Annotated in this window: 22 protein-coding genes; 8 read left to right on the top strand and 14 right to left on the bottom strand. The window is 65.4% G+C overall.

Annotated features, from left to right (window positions below; all coding sequences use genetic code 11):
• Positions 1-113: 113 nt before the first annotated feature.
• The 3 genes from AWB81_RS20720 to AWB81_RS20710 are packed head-to-tail and all read right to left on the bottom strand — an operon-like array spanning position 114 to position 2,036.
• Complete coding sequence (locus AWB81_RS20720) at positions 114-1,055, bottom strand: sensor domain-containing diguanylate cyclase (protein ID WP_062638421.1); 942 nt, start codon at positions 1,053-1,055, stop codon at positions 114-116.
• Positions 1,052-1,675 carry a chemotaxis protein CheC gene (locus AWB81_RS20715; RefSeq protein ID WP_062638420.1) on the bottom strand — a complete coding sequence of 208 codons (624 nt, stop codon included), beginning with the start codon at positions 1,673-1,675 and terminating at the stop codon, positions 1,052-1,054. Before AWB81_RS20715 ends, AWB81_RS20720 begins: the two co-directional genes overlap by 4 nt.
• Positions 1,668-2,036, bottom strand: a complete 369-nt coding sequence (locus AWB81_RS20710) for a response regulator (protein ID WP_062638419.1) — start codon at positions 2,034-2,036, stop codon at positions 1,668-1,670. Before AWB81_RS20710 ends, AWB81_RS20715 begins: the two co-directional genes overlap by 8 nt.
• A 900-nt stretch (positions 2,037-2,936) precedes the next feature.
• Between AWB81_RS20710 and AWB81_RS20700 the strand changes: the two genes are divergently transcribed.
• On the top strand, positions 2,937-5,225 hold the full coding sequence (locus tag AWB81_RS20700; RefSeq protein WP_062638417.1) for a hybrid sensor histidine kinase/response regulator family protein: 2,289 nt from the start codon (positions 2,937-2,939) through the stop codon (positions 5,223-5,225).
• Positions 5,226-5,439: 214 nt separating this feature from the next.
• On the top strand, positions 5,440-7,032 hold the full coding sequence (locus tag AWB81_RS20695) for a hypothetical protein (RefSeq protein WP_062638416.1): 1,593 nt from the start codon (positions 5,440-5,442) through the stop codon (positions 7,030-7,032).
• Between the two features lie 74 nt (positions 7,033-7,106).
• Here the strand turns inward: AWB81_RS20695 and AWB81_RS20690 are convergent, their stop codons facing one another.
• Positions 7,107-7,661, bottom strand: a complete 555-nt coding sequence (locus AWB81_RS20690; RefSeq protein WP_062638415.1) for an NADPH-dependent FMN reductase — start codon at positions 7,659-7,661, stop codon at positions 7,107-7,109.
• 365 nt (positions 7,662-8,026) lie between these two features.
• The gene (locus tag AWB81_RS48305) at positions 8,027-8,161 is read right to left on the bottom strand and encodes a hypothetical protein (protein ID WP_268811756.1); all 135 of its coding nucleotides are present in this window, start codon (positions 8,159-8,161) and stop codon (positions 8,027-8,029) included.
• Between the two features lie 266 nt (positions 8,162-8,427).
• Between AWB81_RS48305 and AWB81_RS20685 the strand changes: the two genes are divergently transcribed.
• Positions 8,428-8,691: a DUF4148 domain-containing protein gene (locus tag AWB81_RS20685; protein WP_062638414.1), complete on the top strand. Its 264-nt coding sequence runs from the start codon at positions 8,428-8,430 to the stop codon at positions 8,689-8,691.
• A gap of 109 nt (positions 8,692-8,800) precedes the next feature.
• On the opposite strand, the gene AWB81_RS20680 is transcribed toward AWB81_RS20685, so the two are convergent.
• Both AWB81_RS20680 and AWB81_RS44790 read right to left on the bottom strand, forming a co-directional pair.
• Positions 8,801-9,754, bottom strand: coding sequence for an AEC family transporter (locus AWB81_RS20680; RefSeq protein ID WP_087135085.1), 954 nt, complete (start codon positions 9,752-9,754; stop codon positions 8,801-8,803).
• Between the two features lie 208 nt (positions 9,755-9,962).
• Complete coding sequence (locus AWB81_RS44790; RefSeq protein ID WP_143753562.1) at positions 9,963-10,199, bottom strand: hypothetical protein; 237 nt, start codon at positions 10,197-10,199, stop codon at positions 9,963-9,965.
• A 149-nt stretch (positions 10,200-10,348) separates the two neighbouring features.
• On the opposite strand from AWB81_RS44790, the gene AWB81_RS20675 reads away from it, so the two are divergent.
• A complete protein-coding gene (locus tag AWB81_RS20675; protein ID WP_062638413.1) occupies positions 10,349-10,918 on the top strand; it encodes a lipocalin family protein in 570 nt (189 codons plus the stop codon).
• A 24-nt stretch (positions 10,919-10,942) separates the two neighbouring features.
• On the opposite strand, the gene AWB81_RS20670 is transcribed toward AWB81_RS20675, so the two are convergent.
• From AWB81_RS20670 to AWB81_RS20655, 4 genes are all read right to left on the bottom strand, one after another.
• Entirely contained in the window at positions 10,943-11,242 is a 300-nt protein-coding gene (locus AWB81_RS20670) for an H-NS histone family protein (protein ID WP_062638412.1), read from the bottom strand.
• An 81-nt stretch (positions 11,243-11,323) separates the two neighbouring features.
• Entirely contained in the window at positions 11,324-12,547 is a 1,224-nt protein-coding gene (locus tag AWB81_RS20665) for a serine hydrolase domain-containing protein (protein WP_062638411.1), read from the bottom strand.
• Between the two features lie 165 nt (positions 12,548-12,712).
• Positions 12,713-12,970 carry a hypothetical protein gene (locus AWB81_RS20660; RefSeq protein ID WP_062638410.1) on the bottom strand — a complete coding sequence of 86 codons (258 nt, stop codon included), beginning with the start codon at positions 12,968-12,970 and terminating at the stop codon, positions 12,713-12,715.
• A 70-nt stretch (positions 12,971-13,040) separates the two neighbouring features.
• On the bottom strand, positions 13,041-14,480 hold the full coding sequence (locus AWB81_RS20655; protein WP_062638409.1) for a sigma-54 interaction domain-containing protein: 1,440 nt from the start codon (positions 14,478-14,480) through the stop codon (positions 13,041-13,043).
• A gap of 311 nt (positions 14,481-14,791) precedes the next feature.
• On the opposite strand from AWB81_RS20655, the gene AWB81_RS20650 reads away from it, so the two are divergent.
• The 4 genes from AWB81_RS20650 (at position 14,792) to AWB81_RS20635 (ending at position 19,167) form a co-directional block, all read left to right on the top strand.
• A complete protein-coding gene (locus AWB81_RS20650; protein WP_062638408.1) occupies positions 14,792-16,192 on the top strand; it encodes a GntP family permease in 1,401 nt (466 codons plus the stop codon).
• A 137-nt stretch (positions 16,193-16,329) separates the two neighbouring features.
• Positions 16,330-17,121: a 3-hydroxybutyrate dehydrogenase gene (locus AWB81_RS20645; protein ID WP_062638407.1), complete on the top strand. Its 792-nt coding sequence runs from the start codon at positions 16,330-16,332 to the stop codon at positions 17,119-17,121.
• 148 nt (positions 17,122-17,269) lie between these two features.
• Positions 17,270-18,856 carry a methyl-accepting chemotaxis protein gene (locus AWB81_RS20640; protein ID WP_062638406.1) on the top strand — a complete coding sequence of 529 codons (1,587 nt, stop codon included), beginning with the start codon at positions 17,270-17,272 and terminating at the stop codon, positions 18,854-18,856.
• Between the two features lie 77 nt (positions 18,857-18,933).
• Positions 18,934-19,167, top strand: coding sequence for a hypothetical protein (locus AWB81_RS20635; protein ID WP_062638405.1), 234 nt, complete (start codon positions 18,934-18,936; stop codon positions 19,165-19,167).
• Between the two features lie 17 nt (positions 19,168-19,184).
• Here AWB81_RS20635 and AWB81_RS20630 read toward each other — a convergent pair whose 3' ends face one another.
• The 3 genes from AWB81_RS20630 to AWB81_RS44785 all read right to left on the bottom strand — a co-directional run bounded on the left by AWB81_RS20630 (position 19,185) and on the right by AWB81_RS44785 (position 23,844).
• Positions 19,185-21,191 (bottom strand): AI-2E family transporter, encoded by a 2,007-nt coding sequence (locus AWB81_RS20630; RefSeq protein WP_062638434.1) that lies wholly within the window; start codon positions 21,189-21,191, stop codon positions 19,185-19,187.
• Between the two features lie 206 nt (positions 21,192-21,397).
• Positions 21,398-23,488, bottom strand: a complete 2,091-nt coding sequence (locus tag AWB81_RS20625; protein WP_144444145.1) for a hybrid sensor histidine kinase/response regulator — start codon at positions 23,486-23,488, stop codon at positions 21,398-21,400.
• Positions 23,401-23,844 (bottom strand): GAF domain-containing protein, encoded by a 444-nt coding sequence (locus AWB81_RS44785; protein ID WP_235025846.1) that lies wholly within the window; start codon positions 23,842-23,844, stop codon positions 23,401-23,403. The genes AWB81_RS20625 and AWB81_RS44785 overlap by 88 nt, the downstream gene beginning before the upstream one ends.
• Between the last annotated feature and the right edge of the window lie 237 nt (positions 23,845-24,081).

Below are 24,081 nucleotides of genomic sequence, written 5' to 3'. Positions count from 1 at the left end.
CGCACGGACAAACCGGCGCTCGCCGGCTCTGTATGGCCGGAAGCGGCAAAAAGTATAGCAATGTTTGGCATTCGCCGCCCTGACGGCCCTGCGGACCAGGCGGGCGGGCCGCGTCAGCAGAAGCCGATCGAGCGGTTGCGGCCCTGGCGTTTCGCGCTGTAGAGCGCGGCGTCGGCTTCGTTGATGAGCGCCTCGTAGGACGACGTGACGTCCTTTTTCGCCTGCGCGCCGCCGAAGCTCGCTGTGACCGGCACGCGGGTGCCCTGCACGTCGATGGGCGTTTCGCAGATTGCCTGCCGCACCTTCTCGGCGACGGCCATCGCATCCGGAAAGCCGGTGCACGGCAAAAGAAGCGCGAATTCCTCGCCGCCGAAGCGGCCGAACAGGTCCTGCACGCGGATCGTCTGCGCGACGCGCCCGGCGGTCACGCGCAGCACCGTGTCGCCGACGAGATGGCCGAATTCGTCGTTGATGCGCTTGAAGTGGTCCAGGTCGAAGAGCAGCAGCGAAAGCCCGCCGCCGTAACGCTGCCAGCGCGCGAATTCGTCGGCGAGGCGCAGCTCGAAATAGCGGCGGTTGGCGATGCCCGTCAGGCCGTCGCGGTCCGCGTATTCCTGCAGCTTGGCGACGGCTTCGTCGCGCGCACGCTGCATCATGCTCGCGTGCGTGACGTCCGAGATCGTGACGCACACGGCGACCACTTCCCGGTCGCGCACGAGCGGCATGAACGTGCAGTCCTGCTGCATGTAGTCGACGCCGCCCGTGATCGGCCGGTCGTGATCGAACTTGAAGAGATACGGGCGCTGCTCCCACGAACTGAACGCGAAGCTGCCGAGCTGAAACACGCTTTCGACCTTGCGCGTGAGCCACACGCGCGGCAGTTCGGGAAAGCTCGTGAAGATCGAGCGGCCGATCACCTGCTCCGCCGTCCTGCCGCTGTGGTCCTGCATGAAACGGTTCCACATCACGACGTTCAGCTCGCGGTCGAGCACGAAAATCCCGAACCCGACACGTTCGACGACCAGTTCGGAGAGCACGTGCCGCAAGTCGTTCATAAGCTGGAGAGGAGCGCGTCGAGCGCCTCGTTCATGCGCAGGATCGAGTCTTCCGCCATCAGCATCACGAGATGCGCGCGGAAGCTATGGTCTTCCAGCGCAAAGTTCACTTCCAGCAGCAGCGCCGTCTTCCACGCGAGCGAGGCGGGATGGAACACGTCGTCGAGCGCCAGAGCCGTGCCGAGCATGCCCGGCGGCGAGAAGATCGGCGTGCGCCCGAGCCGGTCGAAGATGCATCCGACGCACGCGCCCATCAGCACGTTCGCGACGTCGAAAATCAGCTCGGCCTGCGACGTCGCTTCGTAGGTCGACTTGGTGTACGGATCGTCGACGAGCGCGCACAGCTGCTCGACGCTGCCGCTTCGGCACAGCACGATCGCCTCGCCCTTGATGTCGGAGCGAAAGCCCTGACGCACGGCAGTGACGGTATCGGTGATGCCGGTCATCGCGGCGAGCGCGCCGGACGCCTCCGCGACGCCGACCACCCGCACGCGCGGCACCGACAACTCGATGAAGGTGCCGAGCAGCTTCGACAGTCGCGTCGCGGCCTGCCCCATCGCCATGTTGGCGACTTCCTGCAGCGCGTCGCGCTGATCTTCGTTCATGGCTGGTTCAGACATGGAGACCGAACTCCTTCAGGACGGGGCGCAAGGCCTCGGGCGATACGGGCTTCGGCAGGAACGCGATCGCGCCGAGCGCGCGCACGCGCTCCTGCGCCATCGGCTGCACATCGGCCGAGACCACGATCACGAACGTGTTCAGGTCCTCGTGCTGGAGGGCATCGAGCACCTGATAGCCCGTCATGTCGGGCATCGTGAGATCGAGGAACATGACCTCCGCGCGGCCTGCGCGATAAAGATCGAGCGCTTCCCGGCCGTTGGTCGCATACGAGATCTCGACATCCCAGTCCTCGGGCAGCGCGCGCGTCAATACCTTGCGGGCAAGCAGGGAATCGTCGGCAATAACAATCGGCAAGGGCATGGTCGGCGGGATCGATTTACGGTTTATCGGGCTGTGCGCACCCGAACGACGCGCATTACGCATTCGTTTACGGCGCAACGGCGATGTTCTTTACAGGAATCGACTGAAAAACGCGAATCGAAACGCCTAAAAATGCGCCGGAAACGCCGAGAGCGGCCGCTCGTGGCAATTGCGTGGATTTAGCGGGACGCCTGAATAAATCCGTCGCTGTCGTGCGCAGGTGATCGCGCGCGCGTCGGTAAAAGTGTGCTGGATGCGACGCAGATGCGCATACGCGCGCCATGCGGCAGGCGTGCGCGGCGTGGTCGGCGCACGCGCAGCAATGACGGTTTCGTTCGGCATCGTGGAAGCCAGCCCCGTACAGGATTCGCGCCTCAAGGCCGAATCGTTTCTAGTTTTCCCTCGCGCTGGCGCGGCACTGGCGGTTCGAACCGCTTCTAGCCGTGATTTCCCCGGAAACGCTGCGCGAAGTCCTCGCCCTGCGGTTTGCGCTCTTTCAGGCGCGTGACCATCAGACGATTCAATTGTCCGGCCAAAAGGATGTCAAAGCAACTCACCAAAACCCCAAGATCACCTGTCTTTTATCATATGATCGTCATATTGAGTAGTTTATTCCATTCGTACAATTTCCAGATATTTTTCATTCTTTTGTGTACGTTTGCGCTTCCGGAAATCTCGCTGATTTCATTTTTCACAGCAATGCCATTCAAGTTGGCGTCAAATCTACATGTTGTTTTTTTCGGCACGCTTTGTGCAAACAAATAAAATCCCGCTCGTCCGAGTGGAGTATTCCCGCGAAAATCATGGGCAAACGTTTGCCTCACGTTTGTAATCGGTGCGTATCGGCTTTGCGTTTAAGATGACACGCCCGAATTTGAATAAAAACTGCACCCATTTCCAATGACGCCGCCACGTGACGAGTCTGAGGCCGGGCCTGCCGCCGAGTCCTGGCAGGATGAACCGCCGTTTCCGCTCGTGCCCGAGCGTAACTTCGCGGCCCAGCGGCTCACGCTCTATGCGCTCCTCATCGCGGCTATCGTGCTGCCGTGCATCTATGTGGGGATGACGGCCTATAACGACTACCGGGGGCGCATCGCAGCCGCGACCGATGTCGTGTCGCGCAACGCACGCGTCGCGGAGGAGCACGCGCTCAAGGTCTTCGACATGAACGTGATGCTCAACGAGCGTGTGATCGATCTGGTCGACGGCCTCGACGACGCCGCCATTCGCCACGACGACGTGGCGATCTACAAGAAGCTCCGTGCGATGGGCGGCAACTATCCGCAGGTCGCGGCGGTGTCGATCTTCGGCGCGGACGGCACCCTCATCGCGACGAGCCGCACTTATCCGACGCCGCCCGTCTCGATCGCGAATCGCGAGGACTTCGCCGGCATGCAGCGCGGACATCCGATGGAGCAGTTTTCGCGCGTGATGCAGGGCCGCGTCGCGGGCGAGAGCGTGTTCAACACAGCCGTGACGCGCCGCAAGGACAACGGCAACTTCAACGGGATCGTGTCGATCGCGCTGCGGCCGGCGTATTTCGGCGCGTTCTATCGCGAACTGCTCGGCGACCAGCCGACCGTCACGCTCGGCCTCACGCGCGCCGACGGCGAAGTGCTCGCGTGGTATCCGCCGCGCCCGGCGGGCAGAAACGCGCTCTCGCCAACCTCGCCACTGCGCGCGGCGTACAGCCAGGGGATGCGAAACGGCGTCGTCGAGATGCGCTCGGGCCTCGATAACGAGATGAAGATCGTCGCGTTCCGGCGTGTCGGTATTTATCCGGTGTACGTGTCGAGCGGTTATCCGATCTCGACGATCTGGGCAGAGTGGTATCGGCACGTGAGCGTGCTCGCGCTCTCGGTGTTCGCGCCGTGCATCGTGTTGTGGGGCGTGATCTGGCTGTCACTGCAGCGGCTCGCGACCGAAGAGGACGCGTGGGAGCGCTGGCAGGCGGAAGCGTCGATGCGCCGCTCGATCGAATCGGCCTACCGCCAGGCGCGCAAGATGGAAGCGCTCGGCAACCTGGTCGGCAGCGTCGCGCACGACTTCAACAACTTGCTGATGATCGTGTCGACCAACGTGCAGATCGCGCGGCGGCGCGGCGCGGACGGCCTCGAACGCGAACTCTCCGCGATGGAACGCGCGCTCAAGAGCGGCCAGTCGCTGACGCGGCAATTGCTCGGCGTCGCGCGCAAGCAGCCGCTGCGCATCGAGAACATCGCGATTGGCAAATGGGTGCCCGCCGCGCGCGAACTGCTGCGGGCGTCGCTGGGCGCGAAGGTCGCGCTCAACGTCGAAGTCGATGCAGAGGTATGGCCGATCCGCGTCGATCCCGCCGAACTCGAACTCGCGCTGATCAACATCGCCGTCAATGCGCGCGACGCGATGCCCAACGGCGGAACCTTCACCGTTCACGCCGACAACATCAGCTTCCGTCATGAGGACGGCTTTCCGATCGTCGGCGACTTCGTGCAGCTTTCGCTGGAGGACACCGGCGCCGGCATGAATTCCGACGTCCTGAACCGCGCGTTCGAACCGCTCTTCACGACCAAGCCGAAGGGACTGGGCACGGGCCTCGGGCTACCGCAGGTGTTCGCGTTCTGCGAGCGCGCGGGCGGTCTCGCGACGATCGACAGTGCGATCGGCGCGGGCACGTCGGTGAGGCTCTATCTGCCGCGCACGGGCGCGGCGAGCGTGCCTTCCGCCGCCGTCAAGGAAGAGCCGGCCGTGCCGGTCGAATCGCACGCGTTGAGCGTGCTCCTCGTGGAAGACAACGAGGAAGTCGCCGCCGGCACCGAGGCGCTGCTCACGATGATGGGCCATCGCGTCACCTACGTGTTCAACGCCGACGCCGCGCTGGCGCTGCTCGAAACCCATCGCGACAGCCTGCCGCCCGGCAGCACGCTGCCCTTCGACGTCGTGCTGTCCGACATCCACATGCCGGGCAAGCTGAACGGCATCGACCTCGCCGAAATCCTCCAGTCGTTCGAACCGCGCGTGCCGGCGATCCTCGTCACCGGCTATGCGGAGGAACTCGACCGCGCGCGGCAGGTGGACGCGCGCGTGCTCTCGAAACCGTTCGACATCGCGCTGCTCGACGCCTTGCTCCAGTCGATCAAGGAAGGCTGCACCGAGGCGAAACGCGCATCGCGATCGGCCGACCGCGCGACGGGCAGCACCGCGCTCTGACCGCCCGCCCGCGCGGCGGCGCCCGCCGGGTTCCGCCTTTTTCTACCGGTTTTGTAAAAACAGCGCATTTTGCGAAATCCCGCCCGGCGCAGCGCCTGCGCACGCCCGCGCCGCGACTGCCGTCCGGCACGCGAGTTGCGTGAGTGAAGGACCTGCGCCGCACCGGCTTGCGCGTGCTGCGTCCAGAGATCTCATCCATTCGAAGGAGGCAACCATGCGGCATACCGTCATCGGCGTTTTCGACACTTACGCGCAGGCCGAGCAGGCGCGCACGGCGCTCACTGCCGCGGGCTTTTCGCACGGCGACATCGAACTACAGGCCAACCCGAAACGCGACGACGCCGCCGAACCGTCGATTGCGCCGGACGCCGAGACGCATGCCGAACCCGGCATGCTCGCGAATATCGAGCGCTTTTTCTCGATGCTGTTCGGCGGCCGCGACCAGCCGCCCGAAGTCGCGCATTATTCCGAAGCCGTGCGGCGCGGCGCGGTGCTGGTCGCAGTCGATACGAACACCGAAGCCGAGGTCGACATCGCGCGCACGACGCTCGCTGATCAAGGCGCGGTCGACATCGACGAACGTGCGGCGAGTTGGGGCGCGTTGGCGCATGGCGCATCGGCAATGGAGGATGACCGCGATCATTCCGTGCTCGACGAACTCGGTCTCGGGCGCGGCAGCGCCGTACCGGGGCGCGATCCGCTGAACGCGGAGCCGTCCGCCGCGCGCGCCGACCTGAACCGGGCGCGGGCCTACCCGCGTGCGGACGTCGGCGATCCGGCCGTCGAGCCGGTGATCGATCCGCTCGGGGATCCGCTTGGCAATCCGCTGCGTCCGCAGGACCCGGCGACGCTCTCGTCGCGCGACATTTTCACCGAAACGCCCGCCGCGCCGCTCGGACCGCTCGACATGCCCACGACGCGCGAAGACTCGCTCGCGCGCGGCACAGCCGGCCGCGATCCGCTCGCGGCTGAAAACATCGGCTCGCCCGCGCAGCGCGATATGGTGGCGCCCGCGTCGGTTTCCGAGCGGGACGCGCTCGCGGGCTTCGATCCGCTCGCGCCGCTGAAGACCGCAACGCCGGGAACCGGGACGCCCGCACGCGATGCGCTCGGCGAACGCGATGCGCTGACTGGCCGTGATCCTCTGTCGGCGAGCAACATCGGAACGCCTGCGCAGCGCGATCCGGTATCGCCGGCTTCGGGTTCTCCCGCGACGCCCGCGAGCGACGCGCTCGGCGGCCGCGATGCGACGTATCGCTACGATCCGCTCGCCGAACGCGATTCCCAGACCGCATCCGATCGCGTGATGGAGCACGGTTCCCTCGCAGCCGGCGGCCCGTTGCCGGGTACGAGCGCCGCCTCCGCGCGCGACTGGCGCCCGGTCAACGCGCTCGACGAAACAGATGCCGCCGCGAACGATGCCTTCGCGCCGCACGTATCGGAGCCTGAGGGGCCGGATGCCGGTCGCGTCGCTGCGCCGTCGGCCTCGGACCGGGCGCCCGGAGCGCTCGGACCGCAGACGATTCCAGATGAATACATGGAATATTCCGACGACTTCCGCAGCGATTACGACTCGAAGTATGCGGCGACGGGCTCGCCCTACGAGGATTACGAAGGCGCCTATCGTTATGGCGCGAATCTCGGCAACGACGAGCGCTTTCGCAGCCGCCAGTGGGACGATCAGATGGAGTACGAGCTGAGGCGCGACTGGGAAAGCCGCTACCCCGAAGGCGGCGATACCTGGGATCGCTTCAAGGCTGCGATCCGTCATGGCTGGGATCGCGTGACCGGACATCATCACGTCTGATCCCGCATTGCCGCTTTTGTCGTGCAACGGCCCGCTCGCGCGGGCCGTTTTCTTTGCCGACGCCGGAAGCAGCTTCAGACGTTCGCGTGATCCCTCACCCATGCGACGTACTTGTCCATGAAGCCCTGCAGATACTTGCGTGTGTCTTCGCTGACGATCTTCCCGCTCGCATCGATACGCTTCTCGTCGTGCTTGATGTACATCTCCGGTTGCCCGAGCAGCGCGATGTCGAGATACGCGCAGACGCCGCGCAGATGCGATTGCGCAAGCGCCGTCCCGATCGCGCCGACCGACGTGCCGATTACCGCGCCCGGCTTGCCGCCCCAGGCGCTGTGCCCCCACGGCCGCGAACCCCAGTCGAGCGCGTTTTTCAGCACGCCGGGCATCGAGCGGTTGTATTCGGGCGTGACGAAGAGCAGCGCATGCGCTTCGGAAATCTTCTGCTTGAGCGTACGGGCGGCTTCGGGGAAATCGGCGTCGTAGTCCTGGCTGTAGAGCGGCAGGCTGCCGATGTCGAGGAACTCGAACGAGAAATCGCCCGGCGCGAGGGAAATGAGCGCGTGCGCAAGCTGCTTGTTGTACGACTCACGACGAAGGCTTCCGACGACAACCGCAACTTTGTAGGTCATGACGAGTTCCCTTGATTGAGTGAATCGAGGCATCGATGGACCGCTGTCCGCCAGCGCGGCGGCGCAAAAGGCCGGGCCCTATCCCTCGCGCACGGCGACACCGCTATCGCGACCCGCCCATCATAGGCGCCGGATTGCGAACCTGCCACGCACGGACGACCGTCCGATGCCCAAGCGAGGTGCAACCCGGTCGATGGCGCGAGCGCTCGCCCTTGAGCCGCCGATTTCCACAAAGTTATGCACAGAAAATGTGGATAACTTGGGGAGATATCTGCGTATCGTTTAGTTCGGGATCGGTAAACGCAAGCGAGAGCGCTCACTGGCGCTCTCGCTTTTGTCGTTGGAAGCCGGCGGATACTCGCGGCTTACTGGCCGAAAAACACGTTGCACTGCGACGCCGGGCCTTGGCAGCTTTGCGGCTGCGAATCGGCCGCCTGAGCGGCGCCCGCGGCGGCCAGCAGGGCGATGGAAGCGATGAGCGCGGAGAGAATACGTTTCATGAGACACCTTCAGTATGTTTTCAGGGGAACGATCGGAAGCGATCGATGGATGAAGGATAGCTATGAAGCGTACGCAGAAAAATCGCGTCCGAGCCAACTAGTTCTTACCGAAACCGCAACAATCGACGCGCCGTGGCCGTTTTCGTCGTCGCCCGCATGCCAGCATTTCGCGCCAGCCGCACAACAATCTGTTGGCTCAATCGCCATTAATGTCCGATAGCTTCTCTCCTACACTGCGTCCATCGATGCATTCAGGAGACTTCGAGATGAAACGCGCACTGATCAATGGCTTGCTGATTTCCGCGCTCGTCGCGGCCGCCCCCGCATTCGCCGACGAGGTCGTTCAGTCGCCGGGTGCGGTAACCGCAAGCGTCACCGGCAAGACTCGCGCAGAGGTCAAAGCCGAACTGGCGACCGCGCGTCGCAACGGTGATCTGGAAGCGGTCAACGACCGCACCTATCCGCAGTTGCTGCCGTACCAGCAGCGCCATGCTCAGATCGTCGCGAGCCGCGCCACGACGGCCAAGTAACACTCGCGGGAACATTCAGGCAGGAAGAACCGGCCTCCTCCACCCATCGATATGATGGTGGTTTCGCCCGACGCTTCGCGCCGGGCGTTTTTTTGGCCGCAGACGCGCTTTAGAGCATCACCGCCAGACACAAGGTCACGGTGACGAGCGATATAAGCGTCGAAATGAGAATCGCGCTCGAAGTCACCGCCGCCTCCCGCCGATAGAACTCGGCGAGCATGAACGGTCCGGTGCCCGTCGGCAGCGCGCTCAGGATGACCGCCGTCTTCGCCCACAACGGCGGCAGCGCAAACACGTGAAACGCGAGCCACCACGTCAGCAACGGCTGCGCGACGAGCTTCAGCGCGACCAGCGCGCTCGCGGTCTTGCCGTTGCGCACGCCTGCCTTCTCGCCGAGAAAAAGCCCCAGCGCGACGAGAGCACCCGGACTCGCCGCGCCACCCAGCAGCTTGAGAAACGTCTCCGCGCCGCCCGACACATGCATCCCTGCGCCGCTCCACAACGCGCCCGCGAGCGGCGCGACGAGCAGCGGATTCGTCGCGAGCGACTTCGCCACCCGGCCGAACGTCGCACCGATATGCCTCTCGTTCTGCAAGCCGAGTTCGATCATCACGATGGCAACCGCGAACAGCACGCACACGGTCATGATGGTCGCGATGACGGCAGGCGCGAGACTCGGCTGGCCGAATGCGAGCAGACAAAGCGGCAAGCCGATGAAGCCCGTATTCGGATAAGCAGCGTTGAGACCGTCGATGCTTGCATCGGCGAGATGGCGCGACTGCCTGAGCCGCACGAACACGGTCGCGGCAAAGACGACGCCCGAGCCGATCCCGAAGACCGCGATGAACGCGGGCTGATCGAGCATGCTCCACGGCGTCTTCGCCATGATGTCGAAGAGCAGCGCGGGCAGCGCGAGATAGACGACGAAACGGTTCAGTTCGGACGATGCGCTGGGTCCGAGCTTGCGCAGCCTGGCGGCGGCAAAGCCTGCGAAGATCAGCCCGAAGATCGGCAGGATGATGGTGAGAAGCGGCGTGAACAGCGATAAAACCAGTGGCGGCATGAAGGGGAACGGCCAGTCGGCGGATGGTCGGGTGGAGGCAAGGATACCGCCTGATGCAGCCGGCCGCAGGTCGTTTCGCAGCCAAAGGTGAGACGTTGCGGGAGCTGCTGATCGGTGAGTCGACACGACTCACCGAAGCTCACGATTGCGCGATTCACAGTATTTCTAACCATCCGCGCAAGCCGTCGACGGTTTGTGCCGTTTGCCCTCAAACCCTTGTTACATAAGGCTTTGCAAGATTCGACAGAGTCTGCCGGACATGCCGCCTCATCGATCGTTGCATACGCAACGGTTTCTTGGTTACCGCGAACACCATCGGTTGCGAACGCTTCAGGTGAGCTAATACGGGACCCGCGATCCATTGCCGGACGAGCACCTCGCGTCCGTCCTCGAAGGAGCGTTTGTCGCTCGCATGCGTAAATTCAATTGCATCAATGATTTGCACGATTCATTCGAAGTGCTTTACGCAGATCGAACGTGCGGTTGCGCACACACCCGGGACAGGCCGCGCGCCTCAAAGGTGAGCGCTTTCGGGAGCGTCGGAACGAAGCTTGCTGAACGGAAGTTCCATTCGTCCCTCAGCACGGAATAACGATGACCTTGAAACGTCCCTGGCTTTATGGCGCCGCAGCGGTACTCGCGATCGGCTCCGTCGGCCTCTTTGCTGCCTGCGCGACGCAAGGCGCCAACAAGAGCGGCAACGCGAAGGTGCCGCAACCGGCGAAGTCCGTCGACCTCGATCGCTACCTCGGTCAGTGGTTTGAATTCGCGCGCTATGAGAACCGCTTCGAGCGCAACTGCGAAGCCGTCACGGCGAACTATGCGAAACGCGACGACGGCCTCGTTTCCGTCGTCAATGCGTGCCGAGTGGGCGGGCTAACCGGACCGTACAAAGCGTCGGAGGGACGCGCGAAGATCGTCGCCGGGTCGGAGAATGCGAAGCTGAAGGTGTCGTTCTTCGGGCCGTTCTATGTCGGCGACTACTGGGTGCTGGATCATGCCGATGACTACTCGTGGTCCATCGTCGGCGAGCCGAGCGGGCGCTACCTGTGGATACTGACGCGCGAGGCGAGGCCCGCTGCCGCCGAACGCAAGGCGCTGATCGAGCGGGCACGCGGACTTGGCTACGACGTGACGATGCTGCGCGAGACCCAACACGACTGACGGCTTTCGCGCTTTCGCACCGGGTTACTCGATGAGGAAGCGCTCCTTGTTCTTCCCCGCGAGCCATGCGGGCGTGCGTCCGCGTCCGCTCCACGTTTCGCCCGTCTTTGGGTTGCGGTACTTCGGCGGCAGCGGCGCCTTTCTCGCAGCTAACGCGCCCCTGCCGCGCAGCGCGTGAAAGCCGAGTTCCTCGGCGGTCAACCCGTAATCGGCGATCTTCGCCTTGATCTCTGCGATGGCGTCGGCCACTTCCTTTTCGCGCGCCGCCGCGACTTCGGCCTGCAGCTTTTCGAGTTGCGCCGTGAGTTGCTTGTAGGTCGCCATGAATCCTTGCTCCGCAGTATTCGCCTGTTCAGAAGACCGCTAGCGACCTAAAAAGTGCCGGGATTCGTCAGTTCTTTTACTTCAGTCGTCGATGGCGTCATAAAGCAGATGTTCGAACTGCTGCGCCATCGGGAACGGCTCCTCCGCGCGCCGCTGGATCATGAAGACGCCGATCATGTCTTCCACCGGATCGGCGAACCAGCTCGTGCCGAGCGCGCCCGGCCAGCCGAATGAGCCCGGCGAGCGATAGCCGGCGCGCAGTTGCCGCGCGGCGTCGTCGACGATCGCAAGGCCCAGGCCGAAACCCTGGCTCGCCCATACGGGATAGCCGAACGCCGGAATGCGGCGCTGCTCGGCGCTGAGGAAGTTCGAGCGCATCAGGTCGATCGACTTGTGCGAGAGCAGGCGCGGGCCACGCATGCGTTCGTCGGCATCGCCCTGCAGGCGGCCGCGGCCGAGCAGCATGCGGGCGAAGCGCAGATAGTCGTCGGCGGTAGAAACGAGTCCCCCGCCGCCGCTCTGGAAACGCGCCGGGTTGATCCAGCGGCTCGTCACAGGATGATCCTCGGGCGCCTGCTGGCGGCTCGCGGTATCGACGACATAAGAGGTCGACAGCCGGCCGACTTTCTCCTGCGGCACGACGAAGCCGGTATCCGGCATGCCGAGCGGCCCGAAGATGCGCGTGCGGAAAAATTCGTCGAGCGACATGTCCGCGATGCGCTGGATCAGCACGCCGAGCACGTCGGTCGTGACGCCGTAATGCCAGCGCGTGCCCGGCTGATACATGAGCGGAAGCTCGACAACATGTTCCAGCCAGCGCGCCGGATCGACCATGACATCAAAGCCGTTGAACACTTTCTCGTATGCGTCGGCGAGCGCGCCTTCCGCCGTGAAGTGATACGCGAAGCCCGCGCGATGCGTCAGCAGATCAAGCAGCGTGATCGGCGCGTCGAGCGGCTCAGTGCGGTCGAGCGGCGCGTCAGGCGTGGCGAGCACCGCGAGCCTGTTCAGTTCGGGCAGCCACTTCGACACCGCGCTGTCCAAATCGAGCCGCCCTTCCTCGACCAGCATCAGCGCGGCGACGCTCGTCACCGGCTTGGTCATCGACGCGATGCGAAAGAGCGTGTCGCGCGTCATCGGCGCCTGCGTTTCGAGGTCGCGAAAGCCGAGCGTGTCGGCGTGCGCGATCTCGCCGTGCCGCCACGCGAGCGTGACGATGCCGGCGACATCGCCAGAACCGACGAAACCTTGCAGCGCGCCGGTGATGCGTGCGAGGCGTTCTGGGGCAAAGCCGGCTTTCGACATCGTTTCTCCTGTCGACCAGAGTTGGCACTTCAGTGCCTTACTCTGGTCCCATCTGGCGCTTGCTGCGGTCCCACGCTAACCCTGGCCTCGTGCAAGAGGGCTGCTGTTCGTCTCGCGGATCAGGCTAAGAACACATACGGCACCCGAGTCGAAACGGATGCGCCCTCACTGCGGTTTGCAGGCGATCAGCAGTCCGTTCTGGCCGTTGTCGGTGGATTGTTCGAGCACGTCGTAGTTAGCGCCCTGACAGGTGGCGCGCGCGTTCTGCGTGCACAGGCTCCAGCCGCCGGCAGCGGGGCACTGGATCAGCGTGGTCGGGCGGCCGTCGGCGGAAAAGAGCGGCGGTGCGCTGCTGCACCCGGCGAGCGCCGATGCCATCGCCGCGAATGAAACCGAAAGGCCGAACGCTTTCCCGATCTTCATGCCAACCCCTTGTTCACGCTGTATTTTTTGATCTCCGGAGTATGCCACGCGGACATAAACCTGCGCGGCGCTACACGTCGATCCCGAGCGCGACGATCTTCTTGTACAGCGTCGCCCGCCCGATACCGATGCGCTTCGCCGTCTCCGTCACGCGGCCGCCGCTCGCGCGCAGTGCATCGACGAGAAAGGTCTTTTCGAAGCTCGCCATCGCGTCGGCGTAGGACGTGACGGGTTCTTCATCGCTGGACGACTTTTCGCCCGAAGGCTGCAGGCGCGCCGAGCCGATGAACGGCGCAAGCGCGCGGGCATCGATATGCTCGCTGTCCGACAGCATCAGCGCGCGCTCAAGCGTGTTGCGCAGTTCTCGCACGTTGCCGGGCCACGGATACGCGCAGAGTAGCCGCAGCGCATCGTCCTGCAGCACGGCGTGGCCCGCGTGACCGGGACGCGCCTCGGTCGCGAGTTCTTCGAGGATCGCGTAGGCGAGCGCTTCGATGTCGGCGAGCCGTTCGCGCAGCGGCGGCGCGTGGATCGTCAGCACGTTCAGGCGATAGAACAGGTCCGCGCGAAAACGGCCGGCCGCGACCAGCGCGGGCAGATCGGCGGAGGTGGCCGCGATGATCCGCACGTCCGCGCGTACGATGCGGTTCGAGCCGAGGGGCTCGAACTCCTTGTCCTGCAACACGCGCAGCAGCTTGCCCTGAAGCGGCAGCGGCATGTCGCCGATTTCGTCGAGAAAGAGCGTGCCGCCGTCGGCCAGCTCAAACTTGCCGACCCGCCCTTTCCGATCCGCGCCGGTGTACGCGCCCGGCGCGGCGCCGAAGAACTCGACTTCGAGCAGCGTGTCGGGAATCGCCGCGACGTTCACGGTGACGAGCGGCTTGGCGGCGCGCGTCGAGGTTCCGTGGATCGCGTGTGCGAGCAGTTCCTTGCCGGTGCCGGTCTCACCGAGCAGCAGCACCGGCGATTCGACCTGCGCGGCGCGGCGCGCCTTGCGCTTCACTTCCAGGCTCGCCGCGCTAGTGCCGACGAAACTCGCGAACGTGTACTTCGCCCGCCGTGCCTGCGCGAGCGACTGGCGCGTCGCGATCAGTTCCTGTTGCACGCGCGAGTAGTGCGCGAAGAGCGGCGTGAGCGCCTTCATCTCGTCGAAGAGCGCGAAGCCGATCGCGCCGACGGTCGCGCCGTGGTCGTCCTTGAGCGGCAGGCGCGTGACGACGAGCGGCTCGCGGTCCGTTTCCAGCACGTCGAGCAGGATCGGCTTGCCGGTTGTCACGACTTCGCGCATCAGGCTGTGCGGAATCACGGATTCGCAGTCGAGACCGATCGCTTGCGCCGGATCGGAGAAGCCGAAGCGCGCCGCATAGCGCTTGTTGATCCAGACGACGCGCGCGTCCGCATCGACGATGAAGGTGCCTTCGCTCAGGTTCTCGAAGGTCTTGAAAAGCGAATCCATCGCGCGCCGCAGCACGTCGCCGTAATTGGCCGGCACATTGGTCCAGTCGTCCATCGATGCGTGTTCCCCATCTATCGTTGTCGTGGTCTCTTTATCGCGACAGAATATCTCACAACAGAGACAGTGCGCAATGCCATGTTCATCCTTTGAATGGAGCATTGGCGGGTGATATTTCGTCGTGTGCGGCTGTCTCGCTTCGTGGACATTTCAGTACAATCGCTCATCGATCCGCGTGGCATTTCGCCTGCAAGGCGTGCGGAATCGGCGCTGGCACGGAACCTGCCTGCAGTGACGCCCGTCGCGTCATCGTCCGCACACACTGGCTTTCACAAGAAGCCGCCCACAAAAACATCAACGGAGACTCAATGTCCTTCATCATCGTGCTCGCCGCCCTGGCGTTCCTGATGCTGGCCGCCTATCGCGGCTACAGCGTCATCCTCTTCGCGCCGATCGCGGCACTCGGCGCCGTGCTCCTCACCGAGCCCGCGGCCGTCGCGCCGGTCTTCTCCGGCATCTTCATGGAGAAGATGGTCGGTTTCGTAAAGCTCTATTTCCCCGTGTTCCTGCTCGGCGCGGTGTTCGGCAAAGTGATCGAACTGTCGGGATTCTCCGAGTCGATCGTCGTCGCCGCGATCCGCTACATCGGCAAGTCGCGCGTGAATGCGGTGATCGTCGCGGTGTGCGCGCTGCTCACGTATGGCGGCGTGTCGCTGTTCGTGGTCGTGTTCGCGGTCTATCCGTTCGCGGCCGAGATGTATCGCCAGAGCAATATTCCGAAGCGCCTGATGCCCGGCGCGATCGCGCTCGGCGCGTTCTCGTTCACGATGGATTCGCTGCCCGGCACGCCGCAGATCCAGAACATCATCCCGACGACGTTCTTCAAGACCACCGGCTGGGCCGCGCCGTGGCTGGGCGTGATCGGCTCGCTGTTCATCATCGTGGTGGGGCTGACGTTCCTCGAATGGCGCCGCCGCTCCGCGATGGCGAAGGGCGAAGGCTACGGTACGTCGCTCGTGAACGAGCCGGAGCGCGTCGAGGCGAAGTCGCTGCCGAATCCGCTGCTCGCAGTCGCGCCGCTGATCCTGGTCGGCGTGGCGAATTTCGCGCTGACGAAGTGGATTCCGACGTGGTACGGCGCGAGCTACACGGTCGCGCCCGAAGTACTGCCGGGCGTGCACGCGCCGGTGACGACGGCAGTGAAGACGGTCGTCGCGATCTGGGCCGTCGAGGGCGCGCTCCTGCTCGGCATCGTGCTCGTGCTGCTGACGGCGTTCGGCCGCGTGAAAGAGCGTTTCGCGACGGGCACGCGCGCGGCGGTCGCGGGCGCACTGCTCGCGGCGATGAACACGGCGTCGGAATACGGCTTCGGCGGCGTGATCGCCGCGCTGCCGGGGTTCATCGTGGTGAGCGATGCGCTGAAGAACATTCCGAATCCGCTCGTGAACGCAGCGGTTTCGGTGAGTTCGCTCGCGGGTATCACGGGATCGGCTTCGGGCGGGATGAGCATCGCGCTCGCCGCGATGTCGGACACTTTCATCAAGGGCGCCGACGCCGCGCACATTCCGCTGGAAGTGCTGCATCGCGTGGTCGCGATGGCGAGCGGCGGCATGGACACGCTGCCGCACAACGGCGCCGTCATCACGCTGCTCGCAGTGACGGGGCTCACGCACCGCGAGTCGTATCGCGACATTTTCGCGGTGACGATCATCAAGACGCTGGCAGTGTTCTTCGTGATCGGGGTGTACTACATGACGGGGCTCGTTTGAGGTGAGGCGTGCGTCGGCTCGTCGAGCCGGCGCACGCGCGTATTTCGGGACGAGGCGATCCGGCAAGCCGACCGTATGCGTTTTGGTAACGTATGCAGGCCGTCATCGCCTGATTAATCCAACTACAGGAACCGCCCATGACCACAGCAGCAAACCAGTCTCTCACCGGCAAGACCGCCCTCGTCACCGGCTCGACGAGCGGCATCGGCCTCGGCATCGCGACCGCGCTCGCGCAAGCCGGCGCCAATCTCGTGCTCAACGGTTTCGGCGATTCGCAAGCCGCGATCGCGCAGATCGAAGCCCTCGGCGTGCAGGTCGCCTACCACGGCGCCGACATGTCCAAGCCCGACGAAATCGAAGCGATGATCGCATTCGCGGCCGAACGCTTCGGCGCCGTCGACGTCCTCGTGAACAACGCAGGCATCCAGCATGTCGCAACCATCGACACCTTCCCGGTCGAACGCTGGGATTCGATCATCGCGATCAACCTGAGCTCCGCGTTCCATACGATGCGCGTCGCGCTGCCCGCGATGCGCGAGCGCGGCTGGGGTCGCGTCATCAATATTGCATCCGTGCACGGGTTGGTCGGCTCGGCGGGCAAGTCGGCGTACGTGGCGGCGAAGCACGGCATCGTCGGTCTGACCAAGGTCGCCGCGCTCGAAAACTCGCGCACCGGCGTGACCGTCAACGCGATCTGTCCGGGCTTCGTGCTCACGCCGCTCGTCCAGAAACAGATCGACGACCTCGCCGCCCGCGAATCGCTCTCGTCCGACGACGCGCGCGCGAAGCTGCTCGGCGAAAAACAGCCGTCGGCGCAATTCGTGACACCGCAGCAGATCGGCGAAATGGCCGTGTTCCTCTGCTCGAACGCCGCCAGCGAAATGCGCGGCGCGGCCTTGCAGATCGACGGCGGCTGGAGCGCGCAATGAGCGTCCCGCAAGGCTGAAGGCCTCGTTAACCCGAGTGCTTTAGTCGGATTCCCCTAAAGTTTGTAGGGCTACTCGTCGTTACGTCCTTGTAGGCAAAAAAGCGCGCCGCCGTCGCGGCGCGCCAAAACGAAGAAACAAGGACACGCGCATGCGCAACAACCAGCCCGTTACTCAGCACGAATACGACTATCCCGCGTCGCAGATGCTCGTTTCCGCGACCGACCTCTCCGGCAACATCCAGTACTGCAATCCGGCGTTCATCGCCGTCTCCGGCTATTCGAAGGAAGAACTGACCGGCCAGCCGCACAACGTCATCCGCCATCCCGACATGCCGCGCGAAGCGTTCGCCGATCTCTGGTCGACGATCCGTTCGGGCCGCTCGTGGACCGCGCTCGTCAAGAATCGCCGCAAGGACGGCGATCACTACTGGGTGCGCGCGAACGTCACGCCGGTCCTCGAGAACGGCAAGACAGTCGGTTACCTGAGCGTGCGCGTGAAGCCCGGTCGCGACGAAGTGAAGGCGGCCGAAGCGCTGTATGCACAGATTCGCGCGGGCACGCTCCGCTCGGCGCGCCTCGAACGCGGCGCGCTGCTGCGCACGGGCATCGCCGGAAGTCTGCAGCGGCTCGCGCGCCTGTCGCTTTCGTCGCGGATGGCCGCGAGCCACGCGGCGGCCCCGGTCGCGCTCGCCGTCGCGGGCTTCGCCGCCTGGCGCGGCGCGCCGCCGCTGCCGTTCTGGATCGCGTTCGCCGCGAGCGCGGCCGCCGCCGCATGCGGCTGGCTGGCGCTCACGCGCCAGGTCGATGCGCCGGTGCGCACGATGTCCGGATTCGCCGCCCGCATGGCCGCGGGCGACCTGACCGCCGAGACGCAAGCCGGCGCAGAGGGCGATCTCGGCGACGTCCAGCGCGCGCTGAACCAGTTGAAGGCGAACCTCTCGGCGATCGTCTTCGACGTGCGCGGCCAGATCGGCGGACTGCTCGACTCCGCGCGCGAAATTTCGAGCGGCAACACGGAGTTGTCGCGCCGCACGGAATCGCAGGCGAGCTCGTTGCAGGAAACGGCCACCGCGATGGAGCAGATCACCGCCACCGTCGAGGGCAATGCCAACGCCAGCGCGCGTGCGCTCGACGTGGTCAGGGAAGCGCTCGCCGCGGCCAACGATGGCGACCGGATCGCGAGCCAGGTCGAAGAAAAGATGGCGGGCATCAACGCGGCCGCGCGGCGGATCGCGGATATCACCGACGTGATCGACGGCATTGCGTTCCAGACCAACATCCTCGCGCTGAACGCCGCCGTCGAGGCCGCCCGCGCGGGCGAGGCAGGCCGCTCGTTCGCAGTCGTCGCGAGCGAAGTGCGCAACCTCGCGCAGCGCTCGGCGGCGGCGGCGAAGGAAATCGGGGCTGTGGTGACGGCGAGCGCCGCTCAGATCAAGGCCGGGACCGGGCTCGTCGCGCGCACGACGAGCCAGATGCGCGCAATCGACGCCGCCGTCAACCGCGTCTCGGCGATCATTCTCGAAGTCGCCAATGCGAGCAGCGAGCAGGCGCTCGGCATCCGGCAGGTGAATCAGGCCGTCGCCAATCTCGACGACGCCACGCAGCAGAACGCGGCGCTCGTCGAACAGGCGGCGGCGACCGCGCAGAGTCTCGTCGACCGCGCGGGCGTGCTCGACGAGGCCGTGCGCCTTTTCACGGTCGAACAGATAGAGGACCGCGTGCGGGTCAGCGCGTAGCGGGACAGGCAGCGTAACGCAGAGCCGGAGTCGGCACCGCTTGGTACTATCGGGGCATTACCACCGAGGAGTATTCGATGAGCGCTGAAAACAATCGCGTAGAAGAAGCGCGGGCGATGGAACGAATCGTGAACGCGACGAAGCAGGTGCAGACGGCATTCACCGCGCTGCAGACGCAGTTTCCGCCGGAAGGCGACGGCCGCCCGTCGCAGATGGCGCTGCAAACGTTCGACGCCGCGCTTCAGGAACTCGAGGAAGCGCAGGCGGCCTTCGACACCATGTTGAACGATCTCTTCGACGGCAACCGCTGAACGAGACGGCGCCGCGTTCAGGCGCCGCGCAGCACGGGCACGCGCGGCGCTTCCTGCGGCTTGTGCTCGGCCGCTTCGTCGGGCGAATTGAGCCCGGCCCACGACACGCCGTCGTTCGACTGACGGCGCGCGGCGGCGACGCAGGCCTCGACGAGTTCCTTGAACGACGTCGCCGCCGAACTCGTGCGCACGAGCGCTTCTCCCTGCAGCGAGCTTTCGGGCACGACGAGCCCGACGATCAGATCCGCCGACGGCGCCCGCTGGTGCAGCCGCCGCAGCAGATTTCGCATATACGGCGGCGATTCGGCGGCATCGAACGAGACGACGCACATGATCGACACGTCGCTTAAATCCACGTCCGCGAAGCGATTGCGCGAGAAGCGCTCGTAGGGCGCGAAATCGGCGCCCATGCCGTGCTTCCTGAAAAGCTGCACGGCGATCGTCGCGGCGAGGTCGTCGAGTTCGCCGCGTCCCGCGATGCACAGCACCGACGCCGTGTGCCCTTCGCGCGAGGCATCGAAGCGCTCGGGAGGTGATTCCGACGCAATGCCCGCGCGCTCGCTCGCGCTTTCGAGGCTCGCGGGCAGTTCCTCCTCGGGCGCGTGCGCGGTAACGAGATCCTCGGCATCCTCCAGTCCTTCAACGATGTCGAGTGCCGATTCGTTGATGCGCCGCAACTGGTCCACCGTCACCACGCCGCGCATCACGTCGTTGTGTGCGAAGCGCAGGCCTTCGAGCGCCACTTCGTCGTAGTACGCCGTGAGCGAGCGCTCCTTCAGCAGCGACTCCGCCTGGATCAGCGCCTCGTCGGGATCGTTGGCCAGCAGGCGCTGGTAGAAATTTTCGGCCGGCGTAAGCGCGGGCCGGTCGCCGAACAGCACGTCGAGGAACTCCAGCCGGTCGACGTGACGCCCGAGAATCACGAGGCAGAGCGTGAGCGGCGTCGACAGCACAAGGCCGATCGGCCCCCAGATCCAGCTCCAGAAAATCGCCGCGACGATCACCGCGAACGGCGAAAGCCCCGTGCTGTGGCCGTACAGGAGCGGCTCGACCACCTGGCCCGCGACCACGTCGGTGACGCCGAACAGGACGATGGTCCAGATCAGCATCGACCAGCCGGGCCCGACGGCTGCGGCGAACACCACGGCGATCAGCGCCGCGATCCACGTGCCGACATACGGCACGAAGCGCAGCAAGGTCGCGAGCACGCCGAAGAGCAGCGCGCCGGGCACGCCGATGATCGCGAGCCCGATCGCCACGACGATCCCCACGCCCAGATTGATGCCGAGTTGCGCCAGGAAATAGCGCGACAGGCGGCGCGCGGCTTCATCCATTGCGGTGGTCGCGCGATGCAGATCGCGCGAGCCGAAGAGACGGATCAGCCGGTCACGCAGGTCTTCGCGCTGCAACAGAATGAAGATCGCGACGACGAGCACGATGCCGGTCGTTTCGAGCGGACTGATCACGGGCGAGAGGAAACGCTGCGCGAGTTCCAGCGGCGACGGCGACGGCTCGTGCACTTCGACGGGCATCGGTTGGTCGATCGGCGAAACGGTCTGATCGTTCTCGTCCTTGCGCGCTTCCTGCTCGCGCGCGGGCGAGAGGCGCTTGAGCGCATGCGAAGCCTTGCCGAGAAACTCGTCGGCGCGACCGACCGTCATCTTCTGCACCGCAGCGATCTTGCGCTCGACCGCGACCTGATATTTCGGCAGGTCGCCGGCGAGTTGCGCGACCTGGGCGCCGATCAGCGCGCCGACGGCCGTCAGCACCGAAAGCGCCAGCAGCACCGCGACAATCACCGAAGGCACCTGCCCGAACTTGAAGCGCCGCAGCATATCGACGAACGGCGCGAGCAGGAAGCTCAGCAGCACGGCGAGAATGATCGGGATCATCACCGCGCGCCCGAAGTAAAGCGCGCAGATCACGACGACGCCGGTCACGAGCGACGTGAGCGCCCGGATGCTCGGCGCCTCGGGCGGCAGGACCTTGGCGGGCGGGCGGCGCGAGCCGGGCGTTGGAGGCATGGAATTGTTCTCGTAGGGCGGCGGAAAAGTCGCGGCAGAAGCGTTGAAGCAAGCGGCGTGCCGCTCGGCGCATCGCGGCGCCATGCGGGGTCGGAAAGGTGAGTGTATGCGGGAGCTCGACGGTGAGGCAATCCGGGACGCACGCGTCACCCGGCGCGGCGCTCACAGCGGAATCACTGCGGAATCACTGCGGAATCACGGTGGAATCACTGCGGCGCCGTCGGCGCGACGATGCGCCGGATGCGGCTCGCGATCGATTCGAGCGTGAACGGCTTCGTGATCAGTTCCATGCCGGCGTCGAGAAAGCCGCTGCCGCGCGCCGCCGCTTCGGCATAGCCGGTCATGAAGAGCACTTTCAGCGACGGCCGCGTGGCGCGCGCGGCATCGGCGAGCTGACGGCCGTTCAGGCCCGGCAGGCCGACATCGGTCACCAGCAGGTCGATGCGCGCCGGCGAATTCAGCACGGCAAGCCCCGTCGGTCCGTCGATGGCTTCCATCACTTCGTAGTCAAGATCGCGCAGGATTTCGCAGACGAGTTCACGCACGGAAGCGTCGTCCTCGACGACGAGAATCGCGTGCCGCTCCTGCGCGCGATGCGCGTCCGTCAGCTCGCCCACCGCTTCCACACGCGCGGCGCCGCCCTGATGGCGCGGCAGATAGAGCCGCACCGTCGTGCCGGCGCCGGGTTCGCTGTCGATCGTCGCGATGCCGCCCGACTGTCTCGCGAAACCGTAGGCCATCGAGAGCCCGAGTCCCGTGCCCTGCCCGAGCGGCTTGGTCGTGAAAAACGGGTCGAACGCGCGCTCGCGGACGTCGTCGGGCATGCCGCCGCCCGTGTCCGACACCGATACCACCACATAGGACCCCGGCAGCACGTCCGGATGGCGTGCGGTGAACTCGGCGTCCAGTTCCGCGTTGGCGGTTTCGAGCGAAAGGCTGCCGCCGTCGGGCATCGCGTCGCGAGCGTTGATCGCGAAATTGAGCAGCGCGTTTTCGAGCTGGTTCGCGTCGCAACGGGTGAGCCAGAGCTGCTCGTTGCGGATCACCTTGACGTCGATCGCCTCGCCCATCGTCCGGCGCAGCAGGTCGTCGATCGAGTGGAGCAGCTCGTCGGCGTTGACCGGCTTGGGATCGAGCGGCTGGCGCCGCGAAAACGCCAGCAGGCGATGGGTGAGCGAAGCCGCGCGGTTGGCCGCACCCATCGCCATGGTGATGAAGCGGTCGATCTCGTCGATACGGCCAAGCTGCACGAAGCGGCGAATCAGTTCGAGCGGCCCGGTGATGCCTTGCAGCAGGTTATTGAAGTCGTGCGCGATGCCGCCCGTCAGTTGCCCGAGCGCTTCCATCTTTTGCGCCTGCCTGAGCACTTCCTCGGTCTGGCGCAGCGCGCGCTGCGTCTCCTTCTCGCGCGTGATGTCGCGCCCGTTGCCGTAGAGCGCGCCGCCTTCGCGCGTCACGACCCACGACACCCAGCGATACGTGCCGTCCTTGTGCCGGTTGCGGTTCTCGAAGCGCGCAAAGCCCGCGCCGATTGCCACTTCGAGCGCCGTGCGGGTCGCGTCGGCGTCTTCGGGATGCACGATCGCCTCGAACGTGCGGCCGATCAGTTCGTCCTCGGTAAAACCGAAGATCGAGGTCCAGGCCGGATTCACCGCGCCAAGCACGCCGTCCTCGCTCGCGACGATGAAGAGATCGCGCGAATTGCGCCAGATGCGGTCGCGCTCGCGCGTGCGCGCCTCCACTTCGGCCGCGAGCGAATCGTTCAGGCGACGCAGTTGCGCCTCGCTGACGCGCAGCCGCTCCTCGACGCGCTTGTGCTCCGTGATGTCATACGACACGCCCAGATAGCGCTTGCCAAGCGCGCCGTCGATCGCCTCGCCGCGACGGCCCATCCAGCGCTCCTCGCCCGTATCGGGGCGGCGAATGCGGTATTCGAGATAGTCGAGCGCGTGGTGCGGCACCGCGGGCGTGCCCGTGAGCACTTGCGCGCGATCCTGCGGATGGATCAGCGCGATCAGCTCTGTGATGTCGAACTCGGCGAGCACCCGCAGGCCCCACTGCCGGCAGAATTCCTCCGACACCGCGAGGCGCCCGCGCTCCGGAAACAGCTCGAAGGTGCCGACGCGCCCCGCCTGCTGCGCGATGCGCAGACGCTCCTCGCTTTCGCGCAGCGCGCGGTCGCTGTTGTAGCGCTCGATGGCGAGCGCGGTCACGCTCGCGACGAACGCGATCTCTTCGAGATCGTCGTTCGACGGGCTCTTCGGAATCGGATAGTAGTTGGCGAAGGTTCCGAGCACGCGGCCGTCGGCGGCACGGTCGGCGCCGACCAGCACGCGCGCAGACCGTGGTTCAGCGCGAGGTCGCGAAACGGCTCCCAGAGCGGATCGGTCTCGATGTCGTCGACGATCACCGGCACCGCGTTGTACGCCGCCGCGCCGCAGGAACCCGACATCGGGCCGAATTCGAGTCCGTCGATCGCTTCGTTGTAGCTCGCGGGCAGGCTCGGCGCGGCGCCGTGAACGAGATGCTTGCCGCTTGCATCGACGAGCAGGATCGACGCATACATGCGCTCTCCCGAGAGAGCCTCCACACGATAGATCACGTGCGCGAGCACCTCGGAAAGCGGCATGCCGGCCACGACACGGCCAAGCACTGCACGCTCGAATTCGAGCCGGCTCAAGGTTGAAAATACAAGTGGTCGCCGCATGTCATGAAGTGCCAGAGCGCACCCGGCCCGCGTTTGATCGCGCGTTTTCACGCGATGATGCGGGCATCTTAGCATCGGAGAAAACGGCTTACCTGCGCTTGCGATGCCTCGATCGGCCGCCCCCGCCTATGAGCGCCATTGAAACAATCAGTTTGCCGGGCGGGCACGCGGCGTGCGAGATTG

The organism is Caballeronia arationis (genome assembly GCF_001544975.2).
GTDB lineage: Bacteria > Pseudomonadota > Gammaproteobacteria > Burkholderiales > Burkholderiaceae > Caballeronia > Caballeronia arationis.
The sequence above is the reverse complement of the archived record's forward strand: the minus strand, read 5'-3'. Positions and strand labels throughout refer to the sequence as shown.